Source organism: Lentibacillus sp. JNUCC-1 (assembly GCF_009741735.1).
Lineage (GTDB): Bacteria > Bacillota > Bacilli > Bacillales > Amphibacillaceae > Lentibacillus_B.
Genome location: NZ_WHOH01000001.1, coordinates 1,599,799 through 1,613,952, shown reverse-complemented (window position 1 = coordinate 1,613,952; position 14,154 = coordinate 1,599,799). Strand labels below are relative to the sequence as shown.

The following is a 14,154-nucleotide window of genomic DNA, read 5'->3' as shown; positions in this document are numbered from 1 at the left end:
AGGAGTGATGAAGGTGTCATTACAACCTATAACCGCAAAAGAATTGGCTCAAAAGATACTTGCTGACGAGAACGTATTCCTGCTGGATATTCGCGGGGAAGATGATTATAATGATTGGTCCATACAAGGGCGAAATGTTACCAGCATGAACATCCCTTTTAAACAACTGGAAAATGAAACGGAAACCGTGGAAAAACAACGTCCTGACAATCAGACGATTTATGTGGTATGTGCCAGGGGTATTTCCTCTCAAAAAGGTGTTGAAATCCTGGAAGAAGCCGGGATTGACAATGTGACCTATCTGGAAGGCGGCATGACTGCTTGGAGTGAACATTTGGAACCTGTGAAGATTGGTGATTTTTCGGATGGTGGGGAACTCTACCAGTTTCTCAGAATCGGGAAAGGCTGTCTCTCCTATATGGTTATTGCTAATGGGGAGGCGCTCGTTGTCGATCCTGTAAGAATGACGGAAGTCTACAAGAACTTCGCGAAAGACAAACAGGCCTCCATCACAACGGTCGTGGACACGCATCTCCATGCAGATCATATTTCAGGCGGGAAGATATTGGCGAAGGATTCAGAGGCCAATTATTATTTTCCATCCCAGGATGATGAAGGCCTGACCTACGATTATAATAAGCTGGAAGATGGCACAACCTTTACTGTTGGCGACTCAATTGAAGTCAATGCTTTCCACTCACCTGGCCATACCACAGGGAGCACAAGTCTTATCGTGGACAACCAATACGTTATGACAGGCGACACCTTGTTCATTGAGTCGATAGGCCGTCCGGATCTGGCCGGTAAAGCAGATGAGTGGGTCGATGATCTTTATCAGACCTTATATGAACGCTATAAAGAACTGTCTCAGGATTTAATGGTCCTGCCCGGTCATTTTGGTGAAATGCAAGAAATCAATGACGATGGCACGGTGCAGGAACAGCTGGGCCGTCTCTATCAACAGAATGAACGCTTGCAGGTAGAAGAGAGAGAAAAATTCAAGGACCTTGTCACAGACAACTTGCCGCCACAGCCAAACAGCCATGAAGAAATCAGAAAGACCAACATGGGCAAGAAAAAACCAGAAGAAGACGAACGGAGAGAAATGGAAGTAGGCCCCAACAGGTGCGCCGTGTAGAAGCGGTGCACGACTGCGGTGCCTGTCACTTCCCGGTTTTTGTCGAATGGTGTTTATCCAGGTTTTTTCCAACTTATCCAGAACTTCCGCACCCTTATCCAGAATTTCTGGCGGTATATCCGGGTTTTGATGACATATATCCATGTTTTCACACCATATATCCAGGTTTTTGCTCCACGGGTAGGAGGGCCGGCGCCAAGCCCTCCTATTCATCTGATCCATGCCCTACACCTATTGTTTTGAGAAAACGATATAATGATCTGGTACCTTACTCATAAGCAGTGTATATGATGTGATGAATGGTTAAAAGAATGTTAATCAAGGATGTACTTAATCTTAAGCTTAAGTTCCATTTCACTCCAACGCCTACCCCTCGAGTCATAAGTCATAACGTCTCATGACAAAAAAAGTCACTACATATGCTGGCTAATGCTCTTGGGGGTGCTCAAGTCGTTTTTGTTCTTTTTTACCCTCGTTCAACTGTCTCCGATTTCAATAAACTTACAGTAACTTTTGTCCCTTTGCCAACCTCGCTGTCTACCATCAATTGACCGCCATGGGCTTCTGCAATCTTTTTGCATATTAACAATCCCAAACCTGCGCCATTTGGCTTCGTTGTGAGAAAGGGTTGTCCCAGCTGATTAAAAATATGATCCGGGATACCTGGGCCGTTATCGGAAACCGATAAATTAAAGTAATGAGGAGCGGCTTCTTTTGCTTCAAGTGTGATATGGCCTTGATCCATAGCTTCAATGGCATTTTTGACTAAGTTGATGAAGACCTGTTTCATTTTTACTTCGTCACATATAATGGTGCAAGTGTCATGCTCTGTCTCTACGCTTATGGTGATAGACTTGGCAAGTGCTTGCGGTTCCATATGATTTTTCACGTTTTCAAACAGCTGAGTGACGTTGACTTCTTTTTGGGCACCTAGATGAGGTTCGGCAAGTGCCGCAAACTCAGCTGTTATGTGTTCGATTTTGTTCACCTGAGCGCTGATTGTTTTCAGGTATTTGGTTTGTTGCTCGCTGCCATTGCTTTTGTCAATTAATTGCAGATATCCCTTCATAACCGCAAGCGGATTGCGAAATACGTGGGAGATATTTGAGGCCATGTTCCCGCCAGGTGTAATTTTTCATAATTGATTTTTTCGCTCTCCTCTGAATTGAGTAATTCAATTTGTTCCGAAATGAATGGCGTTTGGACAGGCTTTTTCTGATACAGGTGAGAATAGGTTAAATGTGTATCTGTCATATGGTATTCATGCGTTTTTAAGAGCTCATTCATCAATTCTGATGGTAGAGTTTTCTCGTCATATGCACAGAGACTCATAATCTGTTCTTTTTGGGAGATTAAAGTGTCATATTCTTGCTCGTATAATGTTAAATTTTGCGTCAGCACTTTAGGGTCCTGTGGTTTCCATTTCACCAAGCCCCAAGCACGAATGGGTCTGTGTTCTTGAAAGAGCGGTTCGAGGATCTCCCCGGCGTTTTGGCTAATGGCCTTAACGTTAAAGGCTTCATCAATTCCATAAAACGTGTCAGAGTCCCCAAAAATAACGTGCTGGACCTGATCTCTAGAATAACCGGCTTCCTCAAGTTTGTGTTTAATAACATCAAAATGTTCAGGGTATCCGATGTGAATGTTGAATTGGTTTTGATCTATCCCCTCGGCGATGTATGAGGTGGCGTTTTCCAGGTACTTTTCCATGTTGTTAAAGGTGTAAACAATGTGGTTGCCAATTGTGACGTCTGACAGGAACTCTACTTTAATTTCCTTGCTTGGTGATTCTGCCATTGTATCCCTCCTTTATTTTTTGAAGACAACTGAAAGTGAGGTCATGCTCCCTCGGAGTAATGTTTTTGAATATTTCCATATTATAAAAACAAGTATACCATAAAACTTTTTAAGACAGCGTTTTTTTGAAGAAAAATAGAGAGAATTTGTAATACAAAATGAACCGGTATCCGTCGTGTTATTCGCTCAACTACTAAAAAGACCCGGAAGCCATTTAAGGCTTCCGGGTCTTTTGAAATTTACTGCTTCTCAAGCCATTTATCAACGACATCCGGGTTATTTTCTACCCATTCCTCAGCGAGTTTTCTTGGCTTTTTATCTTCGTCGTTAATTCCGATGATCCATTCCTCTATCATATCAAGATCAAGGCTCATATTTGAAAAGAGTGTGTACGCCGTTGGTGATTCTTCTTCAAATTCTGGGATGACACCGACTTCAACATCGTCATGATTCCATGTGCCTTTAGGGTCATCGAGGAATTTGATGTCGTAGTACACGAACATAGGGTTGGGGCGCCATGCGTTGAACACGATTGGCTCTTCTTTGTCTGTAGCGCGTTTAACTTGTGCAAGCATTGCGGCAGTACTGCTATTGCTGATCTCAAAATCATCCATACCATAGTCTTCCACCATGGCCACGGTGGTTTCACCCATACCGCTTCCCGGTTCGATGGCATATATTTTGTTATCAAACATCTCAGCGTTTTCGATAACATCTTCAATGCTGTTAATGTCTTCCAAGTATTTCGGGACGGCAACGCCAAGAGGGAGATCAGAAATGAGCGTGCCGGCTGTTACAAATTGGTCATCATATTTTTCAATATATGACTCGTGCAGTTTGGGTCGGGATACATCGACATATGCATCAATATCCTTATTGGCAAGGGCTTGGTAAAGAATGCCGACTTCGGCTTCCTGAATCTCCACGTCATACCCTTCCTGCTCTAAAATCACCTGGGATAAATAAGCTGGAACGGTGGAATAGTCGTAAGGATCCAGTCCAACAGTAATTGAAGTTTTTTCGTTGGAGGTATCATTGCTGGCATTTTGATCAGTGCTTTTTTCATCAGCGTTGTCATTGTTGCCACATCCTGCAATTACAAAAATTGTTGCCAAGGCAATTGCCAGCTGGATAATTGATTTACGTTTTACTTTAAATGTAATGGGAATCACTCCTTTGTATGTTTGAACAGCGATGTCTTTTTCCATTAAGCATACTATAATAAAACCTCTCGCCACTCAAACTGGTGATCATGTTAAGTTTTGGAGGAATGAACATTAATTGGGCGGAAATGCAGACTGTCAGTTCCTGATTTGTATTATTTCAACTTGTACGCTCCAATGAGAGGTTATTCATTACTTGACTTGTATCAAGCCTTGTCCTACTAGGCTGTTCCATCGAACATGCGCGTTTTGTATGATAAAATAAAGATAAGGAAGCACACTAAAGAAGGTGAAGAGATGAATCCCTCAATTGCGGGTGGTTTACATAAAGTATTGATGGATGGCCTCAAAGATATGGTATTTGTGATGCGGGTCACCGACCAGTCTGATTTTATTTATGAATTTGTAAATCGCCCTGCCAGAAAAAAGACTGGTATTAGCGAACAGGACTTAGGAAAAACAATTCGAGAGGTTATGCCGCACGAGATCATACAAATCTTGTATAAGTATTACAACAAAGTTCTGTCCACACAAAGCGCTGTAACCTATGATGATTCTTTTTTCTCCCCTTCTGGCGAAAAACGGTTTTCGGAAGTTGCGTTAACACCCCTTTTTGATGAACAGGAAGGGCTTTATTTAATAGTAGCCGTTATCAAGGATGTCACCAAAGAAAAGACAGCTGAGCTTGAAAAGAGAGAAGCGAGGGAAAAGTTAGAAGAGAACTTAAAACGGTTTCGGATTATTGCTGAAAATGCTCAGGATATGATTATGCTATTGGATGCGAATGGGATGGTTAAATACGCTTCACCATCGTGTACAGAGGTGTTGGGACATGATCATCAAGCCTATGTCGGTCAGTCATTTTTGCATAATGTTCATCCGGAAGACCAAGCACGGGCTCAGGAAGCTATTACACAAGCAATTGATTATGATCAATCTTTCACAATTCGTTTGAAGCAATATAATTCAGACGACCAAACCGTGTGGGTCGAATCCCGTGGGACACCTGTATTTGATCAGCAAGATAACTTGAAAGATTTGGTTGTCGTTACAAGGGACATCAGCTTGCAGAAGGATTACGAATCAAAACTTGAATATGCTGCCCTGCACGATCCGTTAACGAACATGCCGAATCGGCGATTGTTCATGGAGCGTTTAACTGAGTGTTTGGAACAATTGGATGGTCATCACGACGGCTTAGCGATTATTATGATGGATATTGATCGCTTTAAATTCATAAATGATGAATTGGGCCATGATATGGGCGATGAAGTGATTAAGGAATTTGGCGAAAGAGTGCATGCGTCTGTGCGGGAGTGCGATATGGTCGCGAGGCTTGGCGGAGATGAGTTTATAGCGCTCCTGCCTGTTGTCGGTTCAATGGAGCATGCTGTCTCAATTGCCGAAGATATCCAAAAGGCAATTCAACTGCCGTGGCATATTAATGGCTATCACCTGGATGTGACCACAAGTATGGGAATCGCAACGGCTTCCAAACCTGACATAACCGCTTTCTCAATCCTAAAAAGCGCCGACATCGCCCTCTACCAAGCAAAAAAAGCTGGAAGAAATTCATATAAATTAGGAGAATGAGAGAGGGAAATTACTCAAGCAGCCTAACCCCGCTCGGTAGAATTCGACAAGTGCCTGTCACTTCCCGGTTTGTGTCGGTTTATGTCGAATGGTATTGCCGGAGCGTATGCCTAATCGATTCCATTCTAAGCTTAACGACGCTTGTGATTCAAATAACAATATGAAAGCCTTTACATAACTACGCATACCATTTATATTATTGAATAGTATAGTAGTTTTCATTTTTAATTGTTAAAGTCATGAACAAAGGTGGGGGGAATCTGCTTGATTACGGAGGTAGATGGCACAAAATTAGATTTTCATCAGTTACTCGAGCACTCTACAGCAGCGACGTTTATAATAAGGGATGCAGAAATAGTGTATATCAATAAGGCTGCTCTCCATTTATTGAAGGCTGAGAAGAGAGAAGAGGTTCTAAACAACAGTTATCATGAGTTTATCCTTTCAGATTATCATGATCTTTGTGAAGAACGGCTGAATGTACTTAAGGAAGGCGGTAAACTTTCCAGTCCCATCCAGGTAGAAGTGATGGATGCAAAAGTAAATATCATTCCTGTTGAAATCAGTTCAGGTGCTTTTTGCCATAATGGTATAACAATGATACAAGCTGTTGCCCAGGACATCACAGATAAAATTGAACTGCAACGTGTGACAATGGAATCGGAAAAAATGGCAGTTATGGGAGAATTGGCAGCTTCAATTGTTCATGAGGTGCGCAACCCTTTAACTATTATTAAAGGATTTCTGGATTTGATCCGTCATGAAGTTTCGGGAAAACATCTAATCTATACAGAGACAATGGCCAAAGAAGTTGAACGCGTTGAAAAGATCGCCAACAATCTGTTGTTTTTTGCAAAACGACACGATCAGAACTTTGCGCATCTCAATGTGGTTGAAGTTGCCAAAGATATGATTACGCTTGTAGAAGCTAAAACTGAAAAGAAACATATCGGCATTTCCCTGGAACATGACACGGAATTCATAGACGTGTACGGTGATGAAGTTCAGCTCAAGCAGGCATTATTAAATATTGTCGTTAATGCTATTGATGCGACTGACAATCATGGTAAGATTGCTGTTGCTGTACACAAAACCAGTAGCAATGAAGCAACGCTCACCATTTCAGACACTGGGCAAGGTATGTCTCAAGAACAACTGGACCGAATGTGGGAATCCTTTTACACGACGAAAGAAAAAGGCACGGGTTTGGGATTAAAGGTAACTCGTAACATCGTGCAGAATCATAATGGAACAATTCATGTCGACAGTGTAGAAGGAAAAGGAACGACATTTACAATTAAGATCCCCGTGGTAGCGGAACAGTAACTAAGCTTGGAGCTATCCCGATAGCTCTGGCTTTTTTGATTTAAAAATGATGATTAAACGTCATTCATTTTTGTTACTTTCTGATGCAGCCTAACCCCGTTCGGTAGGGGTTAGGTTTAGTGAGTTTGCTCCTTGTGCTTATTCATCATGTTTTTGCTTTATCAATTTTTCACGATCTTTCGGAGTGGGCGGTTTTTCAAGCCAGTTGTTCTTGATCATGATATCAGCACCACTCTTGGCCAGACGGGCAACTTCTAGTGATAAGCGTTCATAGTTAACCATGAGGTCGCTCCGTTGGCTTGCGGCACCGGCTGTGGTATAGTTTCCGATCCCAGCTGCTTCAAGCAGGTTGATATGAAACATCATCATTTTGTCTGAAAAAGTTTGTGTCGTTGATTCACTGACACTGACATCTGGAGCCTGTGGTGTAAAAATATCTTCTTGCATTAATGTATCCGTGAAAATTTGAATGTGTTTTTCTGAAATTTCTTTGGCACGAATCATAAATTCTTGAACCTCCTTGGACGGAGAGGTTTGGGCAAATGCCATGCTTAATTTGGACCCCAGTTCATTTGTCAGCACATTCCCATACAAATAAGAGATTTCAATAGCGTTTAATGGTCGTTTGTTGCTAAAGGGTTTTAACCCGCTAAAGTAATCTTTTTGATCAATATAGTCACTTTTCTTGGGAACTTCTATGCTTGGTGGTCTGCTATTCACCCCTTTAGAGAGCATGACATCCTTTGACTGATTATATAAGCTGGACGCCTCAGTCAAAGCCTGAGTAAAATGATTCCGTATGTCTTCTCGATCGATCATGGCAACGATTCCGCTATAAAAGACCATTCCAACTTTTGTCATATGATTTACATATATCAGGCAAAAAACATCAGAAAAAAGCCAAGGTGCCTGCATGTTGACGTCTTGTTCCGTGAATCCATCTGGAACTGCAAAATCTTCTTTTTCAAAAATACCCAACAAACGTTCAACCTGATTGATGGACATTTGATAGGAGGCCTGAACGACAGGCTTGATGTCCGTATCCTCAATGTGCTGCAGCACAAAAGCCATGACCTGCTTTGTCATACTTTCATTCATATAAGCAGTCCAAAGAGACCCAATCTCCCCAGAAGTCAAATTAATTCGCTTACCCTCCATACCCACAACCCTCCTAAAAATGAATACACGATATTATAACCACAAACGTGGTAACTATGTGCGGAGTGGTCCCACGAGATGGTCCCAGCGCTGGGGCGGTACCTGTGGAGCGGTGCCTGTCACTTCCCGGTTTATGTCGATTGTTGTCGAAATAAATAAACGGGTTACGTTAATTTTTTATGAAGGAGGGTGATCATACCTCCTTAATAAACGCACCGCTGGATATAAAAAACCAAAAATTTTTTCTTGAAGAGAAATATCAATATTTATGATTTTTGTAGAACCTCTAATAAACCTTGTCATATCAACACTTTAAGGGCGATTCCGAAACGCACTTCCATAAATTGGGTTAGAGAAATTCGGCGCATACGCTTCTAATTCGGAGCAATTAAGTCTTTATAAAGATCAAGCTCCCTCCAGCAAGTTTAATGAACATATATGGTTAAATATCTCAATTAACCGATTTTGACTCTAATTTTAATACTGTTATATTGAAATACATGCGTTAAGTTATTCTCAGCACATCACAAGTGCGAAAAAAACGGAGGTGATTTTCATCCCAGCAAGAAGCGCAACGGTAAGTAAAACAGAGGCAATGGAAACGTTTCGCGAGCCCACTTTAGATGATGGGGCAGGCGTATGGACATTGATCAAAGAAACAGGAGTGCTTGATTTAAACTCCTCATACAGCTACCTGATGTGGTGTTCTGTCTTCAGCGATACATCTGTGGTGGTAGAGGCTGATGGTCAGATTGTCGGTTTTATCTCTGGCTTCATCAAACCTGCATCACCTGATAAATTGTTCATTTGGCAAGTTGCTGTCGACGGTGAACAACGAGGAAAAGGTTTGGCTTCTAAGATGCTGCATCATATTTTGGAGCGCGACATTTGTGAAAATGTTCGCTATGTAGAGGCGACCGTATCACCCTCGAACACCCCATCACGCAAGCTATTCAACGGTTTGGCACGGAGCTTAGACACAAACATCGAAGTGTCTGACTGCTTTACCGCCGAAGATTTCCCTGAAGAGGGACATGAAGATGAACTCATGCATCTCATTGGACCTTTTAAATAAAGGCATTTTTATAAAGGTTGTTGCAATAAGAAGGCACGATATCCATAAACTGCGATGTAATTGAGCTCGCTATATCTGCCTCCTGCGGTCGCTCGGGGTAAACACTGCGCTTTCCGCGGGCGCTGCTGAGCCTCGGGCCCACAGGATGTGGGTCATGAAGGGGTTGCGACAGGACGTCGCGGTTTTAGCCTTTCTTCCCCTATATCGCACTCCGGGGTCTCACCGAGGCTTTGCATCCCACAGGAGTCTCCGTGTTTTCCCCGAGCTTGGTGAGGAGTGCTTCCTTTCTTATAACTTTTGGGAGAGGTATGGCTCAAGCTCTGACTAACATGAAGTGATTGGAGCGGAGGGGAGTCGACTCCTGCGGGAACAGCACGAGTCTGAAGACCCCATAGCGGTACATTAAGGAGGGTCGACTAAAACCGTCCTTTGCGGACAACGTCGACATACCCCTTGCCGGGGCAAGGAGGCTGAGGCCGTGCCCGCGGCTAGAAGACACTGTGAAAGTGGGTTTCTTGAACAGATGTCGCACTTGAGCTGTGATAAAGTTAAAGCGACTTCCCGGAGCGCAAATCACGATTCTCTCACCTTGAGTATGAGCGAGGTTCTCTCGTTCGCAGTTTGTGCCGACTATCGGAACTGTAAAAGCAACTACCTTTCAAGCCTAAATAAAAGTTAGTAAAAAATAGGAGGATACATTTTAATGACTGTTTTAGAACAGGATTCACCCATGCACGTTTTTGAAGAGTTGGAATCTCAGGTGCGCAGTTACAGCCGGAGCTTTCCAACGGTCTTCAAAAGTTCAAAAGGATATAAGATCTGGGACGTTGACGGCAATGAGTACATTGACTTTTTTGCTGGCGCCGGGACCCTTAATTACGGACATAACAATGATCAAATGCAAGAGAAACTGATTGAATACATTAAAAGCGACGGGATTGCTCATAGTTTGGATATGGGCACCGTGGCACGGAAAGACTTTTTGGAACAGTTCAACGAGACCATTCTAAAGCCAAGAAATATGGATTACAAAATCATGTTCACTGGGCCGACGGGTGCCAATACAGTTGAAAGTGCGCTGAAACTTGCCCGCAAAAACACAGGTCGCAAAACAGTTATTGGCTTCACGAATGGGTTTCATGGAATGACGATCGGAGCGCTTTCTGTCACAGGGAATGACGCGAAACGCAAAGGTGCCGGAATTCCATTAACCAATACAGTTGCCATGCCTTTTGACAACTACATGGAGGGGCTGGACTCAGCCGTTTACCTGGAAAAAATGCTGGAAAACGGAAGCAGCGGTGTTGAAATCCCTGCAGCGATTATTTTGGAGACTGTTCAGGGAGAAGGCGGTATTAACGCTGCCAGTTTTGAATGGCTGCAAAAAATTGAAGCGATTTGCAAGCGCTGGGACATCTTGCTCATTGTTGACGATGTTCAAGCTGGGAATGGCCGAACGGGAACGTTCTTCAGTTTTGAACCAGCAGGGATCCAGCCGGACATAATCTGCCTTTCGAAATCAATCGGCGGTTACGGTTTTCCAATGGCGATCACTTTGATCAAACCTGAACACGACACATGGAGCCCTGCGGAACATAACGGAACATTCCGCGGCAACAATTTTGCGTTTGTTACAGCAACTGAGGCGCTGTCGTTTTGGAAGGATGACCAATTCAGTCAGTCTGTTCGAGAAAAAGGGGACTATGTCAGCGAAAAATTGGCAGAATTGCTCGTTAAATATCCAGACCTTAAAGGTGAATTACGCGGTCGAGGTCTGATGCAGGGGATTGCCTGGGAAGGTGACGGCGTGGCGGAAAAAATATGTAATGCCGCCTTTGAACGTGGCCTGATCATGGAAACCTCCGGATCAGACGATGAAGTTATGAAACTTCTGCCGCCGCTGGTCATAGACAAAGAAGGTTTGGATAAAGGTTTTGAAATTATCGAGGAAAGTATTAAACACGTACTGAATACAGTGGTTGGGAGGCCTATGCATGCTAGTAAAAACGCTTGAAGAAGTTATCGGGTCAGAGGATGAAACATCAACAGAAAATTGGTCGAGCAGACGTCTGCTTTTGACCAAAGATAATATGGGTTTTTCGCTGCACGATACGATTATTCGTGCAGGCACCGAAACACATATCTGGTATAAAAACCACCTTGAGGCTGTGTATTGTATTGCAGGTAACGGCGAGATTGAAACCGTCAGCGATGGAAAGGTGTATCCCATCAAGAGCGGTACCGTCTATGCGTTAGATGAGCATGATGAACATTATTTGCGCGGCGGCACAGAAGACATGCGGATGATCTGCGTGTTTAACCCGCCATTAACCGGAAAAGAAACGCATGATGAAGAGGGCGTCTATCCTCTATTGGAGGCTTAATTAAGCAGCCTTTTTGAAAAAGTCTATGAAGACCAATTGGCAGGAGGCGCGCCCTCCTCGCCGATTGGAACACATGACGTATAACTGCAGAAAAAGGAGTTATATACATTGGTCGATAAAGAGTCTAAAAACATAGCCGTTGTCGGTGCAACAGGGGCGGTTGGCGAGGAAATTATCCGTTTGCTGGAAAAGTCATCCTTGCAGATCGGCACTATGAAATTGCTTGCATCTAAACGGTCTCAAGGTAAAAAAGTCACATTCCGTGATACAGAACTTACGATTGAAGAGGCCACACCGAACAGCTTCGAAAACATTGATATTGCATTATTTTCTGCAGGCGGCTCGATATCGCGCCAGCTTGCCGAGGCGGCTGTCAGTAGTGGCGCGGTCGTGATTGACAATACAAGTGCTTTTCGAATGGATGAAAATGTGCCGCTCGTTGTGCCTGAAGTCAACCATGGGGATTTGGATAAGCATAACGGCATCATTGCCAATCCAAATTGCTCAACGATCCAGATGGTAACGGCATTAAATCCGCTCAAACAGCATTTTGGCTTGAAACGGATCATTGTCTCAACGTATCAGGCTGTTTCGGGAGCGGGGCTTGAGGCAAACGAAGAGCTGGCAGCACAAACAGGACAATTTTTAAAAGGTGAAGACATGACCAGTTCTGTTCTTCCGGTTAAAGGGGACGAGAAACATTACCCGATCGCCTTCAACGCGCTGCCGCAGATTGATGTTTTCACAGATAACGGGTTCACCTTTGAGGAAATGAAAATGGTGAACGAGACGAAAAAACTGCTTCACATGCCGGATTTAGCCGTATCTGCCACTTGTGTACGCCTGCCTATTTTCCGTTCGCATGCGGAAAGCATCTATATTGAGGTGGAGCAAGATGGTGTTTCCGTTGCGGATCTTAAACGGATTTTAAAAGATGCGCCGGGTGTTGTGCTTGAAGATGATCCGGACAGTCAGCTCTATCCAACACCGCTCAGTGCTGAAGGAAAAGATGACGTGTTTGTAGGACGGATTCGTAAAGACTTGGACAATGATCGCGGATTTCATTTATGGGTCGTTTCCGATAACCTGCTGAAAGGAGCAGCATTGAACACGGTTCAAATCGCTGAAAAATTGGCGGGGAGCGGACAGTCTTAATTAATGACAGGTTTTCTTGAGATGTACGTTATAAAGCAATTGCAATTTTTTATCAATGATAAAAGTAGGGGGAAAGCATGGATATTTTAGTGCAAAAGTTTGGTGGAACTTCTGTTCAAACTGCTGAAAGTCGTGAACATGTTACAGGTCATATTAAAGAGGCTGTGGGAGCGGGTTATAAAGTTGCCGTCGTTGTTTCAGCGATGGGCAGGAGCCCGGATCCATATGCGACAGATACGCTGCTCGGTCTGGTGGATGACTTGGGGCAGAACAGTTCCGATCGGGAGCTTGATCTGTTGGTGTCCTGCGGTGAAACGATCTCAGCGGTCAAGATGGCAAATGAGTTGGGGAAACGTGATGTGTCAGCGACAGCCCTGACCGGCGCTCAGGCTGGGTTTATCACAGATGACCATTTTACAGAAGCGACCATTAAACGGATCGAAACGAAGCGCTTGATGCATGAATTCAAAACACATGACGTGGTGGTCGTGGCGGGATTCCAGGGCAGGACCGAGCAAGGTGACATAACCACCCTCGGGCGGGGAGGAAGTGATACCTCGGCTGCTGCGTTGGGAGCTGCTTTGAAAGCTGAACGCATTGAAATTTTCACCGACGTCAGTGGAATCATGACAGCAGACCCGCGCGTCGTTGATGATGCACGTCTGCTTGATGTGGTTACTTACAAAGAGATTTGTGATTTAGCCTATCAGGGGGCTAAGGTTGTGCATCCCTATGCGGTGGAAATCGCGATGCAAGATAAAATTCCAATGCGTGTTCGCTCCAACTATTCCTCGGAAACCGGCACGTTGATTACCGAAACGAAAGAAACTGAGACTGAAAGCCGGACTGCTCAGTTGATGACAGGCATTGCCCATATGTCAGAAGTCACCCAGATTCAGATTGTCATCAACGACGAAATCAATCACCATCAAACATTAGTCTTCGAAGCGATGGCCGACGCAGGAATATCGGTCGATTTCATCAATGTTTCACAGTCGAAACTGATTTATACCATCCCACACAAGTTGATGGATAAAGCAGTTCAGATATTGGACTCATTGGGGTATGAACCCGAAATCACTCAGAACTGTGCCAAGGTATGTGCTGTCGGGCCAGAGATTACCGGTGTGCCTGACGTCTCATCCAAAATAAACGGGGCCCTTACAAACTCCGACGTGCAGGTACTGCAATCAGCCGAAAGCCATACAACCATATGGGTCCTCGTCCACGACAAAGACCTCAAAGTCACCATGAACGCACTACACCAAACCCTCGGCCTCGCCGAAGCATAAACAACCGGAACCCAGAACAACCCCAGGCACCTTTCGTTAGAAAGGTGCCTGTCACTTCCCGTTTTTTGTCGTT

12 protein-coding genes are annotated in these 14,154 nt (G+C 44.0%); 8 read left to right on the top strand and 4 right to left on the bottom strand.

Annotated features, from left to right (window positions below; translation table 11 throughout):
• The first annotated feature begins 13 nt into the window (after window positions 1-13).
• Window positions 14-1,138 carry an MBL fold metallo-hydrolase gene (locus JNUCC1_RS07380; protein ID WP_442915426.1) on the top strand — a complete coding sequence of 375 codons (1,125 nt, stop codon included), beginning with the start codon at window positions 14-16 and terminating at the stop codon, window positions 1,136-1,138.
• A 466-nt stretch (window positions 1,139-1,604) separates the two neighbouring features.
• Here JNUCC1_RS07380 and JNUCC1_RS07375 read toward each other — a convergent pair whose 3' ends face one another.
• From JNUCC1_RS07375 to JNUCC1_RS07365, 3 genes are all read right to left on the bottom strand, one after another.
• Window positions 1,605-2,207 carry a sensor histidine kinase gene (locus tag JNUCC1_RS07375; protein ID WP_231784092.1) on the bottom strand — a complete coding sequence of 201 codons (603 nt, stop codon included), beginning with the start codon at window positions 2,205-2,207 and terminating at the stop codon, window positions 1,605-1,607.
• On the bottom strand, window positions 2,204-2,935 hold the full coding sequence (locus JNUCC1_RS07370; protein ID WP_156644777.1) for an MEDS domain-containing protein: 732 nt from the start codon (window positions 2,933-2,935) through the stop codon (window positions 2,204-2,206). Before JNUCC1_RS07370 ends, JNUCC1_RS07375 begins: the two co-directional genes overlap by 4 nt.
• Before the next feature lie 239 nt (window positions 2,936-3,174).
• The gene (locus JNUCC1_RS07365; RefSeq protein ID WP_156644776.1) at window positions 3,175-4,143 is read right to left on the bottom strand and encodes a glycine betaine ABC transporter substrate-binding protein; all 969 of its coding nucleotides are present in this window, start codon (window positions 4,141-4,143) and stop codon (window positions 3,175-3,177) included.
• A 252-nt stretch (window positions 4,144-4,395) separates the two neighbouring features.
• Here JNUCC1_RS07365 and JNUCC1_RS07360 point away from each other — a divergent pair, with 252 nt between their 5' ends.
• Window positions 4,396-5,691 carry a GGDEF domain-containing protein gene (locus JNUCC1_RS07360; RefSeq protein ID WP_197431664.1) on the top strand — a complete coding sequence of 432 codons (1,296 nt, stop codon included), beginning with the start codon at window positions 4,396-4,398 and terminating at the stop codon, window positions 5,689-5,691.
• Window positions 5,692-5,955: 264 nt separating this feature from the next.
• Window positions 5,956-7,017 carry a two-component system sensor histidine kinase NtrB gene (locus JNUCC1_RS07355; RefSeq protein ID WP_156644774.1) on the top strand — a complete coding sequence of 354 codons (1,062 nt, stop codon included), beginning with the start codon at window positions 5,956-5,958 and terminating at the stop codon, window positions 7,015-7,017.
• 138 nt (window positions 7,018-7,155) lie between these two features.
• On the opposite strand, the gene JNUCC1_RS07350 is transcribed toward JNUCC1_RS07355, so the two are convergent.
• On the bottom strand, window positions 7,156-8,175 hold the full coding sequence (locus tag JNUCC1_RS07350; protein WP_156644773.1) for a DUF3231 family protein: 1,020 nt from the start codon (window positions 8,173-8,175) through the stop codon (window positions 7,156-7,158).
• 595 nt (window positions 8,176-8,770) lie between these two features.
• Between JNUCC1_RS07350 and ectA the strand changes: the two genes are divergently transcribed.
• From ectA to dapG, 5 genes are all read left to right on the top strand, one after another.
• Window positions 8,771-9,250: a diaminobutyrate acetyltransferase gene (gene ectA / locus JNUCC1_RS07345; RefSeq protein WP_156644772.1), complete on the top strand. Its 480-nt coding sequence runs from the start codon at window positions 8,771-8,773 to the stop codon at window positions 9,248-9,250.
• Window positions 9,251-9,953: 703 nt separating this feature from the next.
• Window positions 9,954-11,264 (top strand): diaminobutyrate--2-oxoglutarate transaminase, encoded by a 1,311-nt coding sequence (gene ectB / locus JNUCC1_RS07340; RefSeq protein WP_156644771.1) that lies wholly within the window; start codon window positions 9,954-9,956, stop codon window positions 11,262-11,264.
• A complete protein-coding gene (locus JNUCC1_RS07335) occupies window positions 11,245-11,634 on the top strand; it encodes an ectoine synthase (RefSeq protein ID WP_156644770.1) in 390 nt (129 codons plus the stop codon). Before ectB ends, JNUCC1_RS07335 begins: the two co-directional genes overlap by 20 nt.
• Window positions 11,635-11,742: 108 nt before the next feature.
• Window positions 11,743-12,789, top strand: a complete 1,047-nt coding sequence (gene asd / locus JNUCC1_RS07330; protein ID WP_156644769.1) for an aspartate-semialdehyde dehydrogenase — start codon at window positions 11,743-11,745, stop codon at window positions 12,787-12,789.
• A gap of 77 nt (window positions 12,790-12,866) precedes the next feature.
• The gene (dapG, locus tag JNUCC1_RS07325; RefSeq protein ID WP_156644768.1) at window positions 12,867-14,081 is read left to right on the top strand and encodes an aspartate kinase; all 1,215 of its coding nucleotides are present in this window, start codon (window positions 12,867-12,869) and stop codon (window positions 14,079-14,081) included.
• Window positions 14,082-14,154: the final 73 nt, after the last annotated feature.

Excerpts from the sequence above, each read along its gene's own strand:
- JNUCC1_RS07360 (WP_197431664.1), top strand. The coding sequence starts at position 4,396 with ATGAATCCCTCAATTGCGGGTGGTTTACATAAAGTATTGATGGATGGC.
- JNUCC1_RS07375 (WP_231784092.1), bottom strand. The coding sequence starts at position 2,207 with ATGAAGGGATATCTGCAATTAATTGACAAAAGCAATGGCAGCGAGCAA.
- JNUCC1_RS07370 (WP_156644777.1), bottom strand. The coding sequence starts at position 2,935 with ATGGCAGAATCACCAAGCAAGGAAATTAAAGTAGAGTTCCTGTCAGAC.
- dapG (WP_156644768.1), top strand. The coding sequence starts at position 12,867 with ATGGATATTTTAGTGCAAAAGTTTGGTGGAACTTCTGTTCAAACTGCT.
- JNUCC1_RS07350 (WP_156644773.1), bottom strand. The coding sequence starts at position 8,175 with ATGGAGGGTAAGCGAATTAATTTGACTTCTGGGGAGATTGGGTCTCTT.
- JNUCC1_RS07335 (WP_156644770.1), top strand. The coding sequence starts at position 11,245 with ATGCTAGTAAAAACGCTTGAAGAAGTTATCGGGTCAGAGGATGAAACA.
- JNUCC1_RS07365 (WP_156644776.1), bottom strand. The coding sequence starts at position 4,143 with ATGGAAAAAGACATCGCTGTTCAAACATACAAAGGAGTGATTCCCATT.
- ectA (WP_156644772.1), top strand. The coding sequence starts at position 8,771 with ATGGAAACGTTTCGCGAGCCCACTTTAGATGATGGGGCAGGCGTATGG.
- ectB (WP_156644771.1), top strand. The coding sequence starts at position 9,954 with ATGACTGTTTTAGAACAGGATTCACCCATGCACGTTTTTGAAGAGTTG.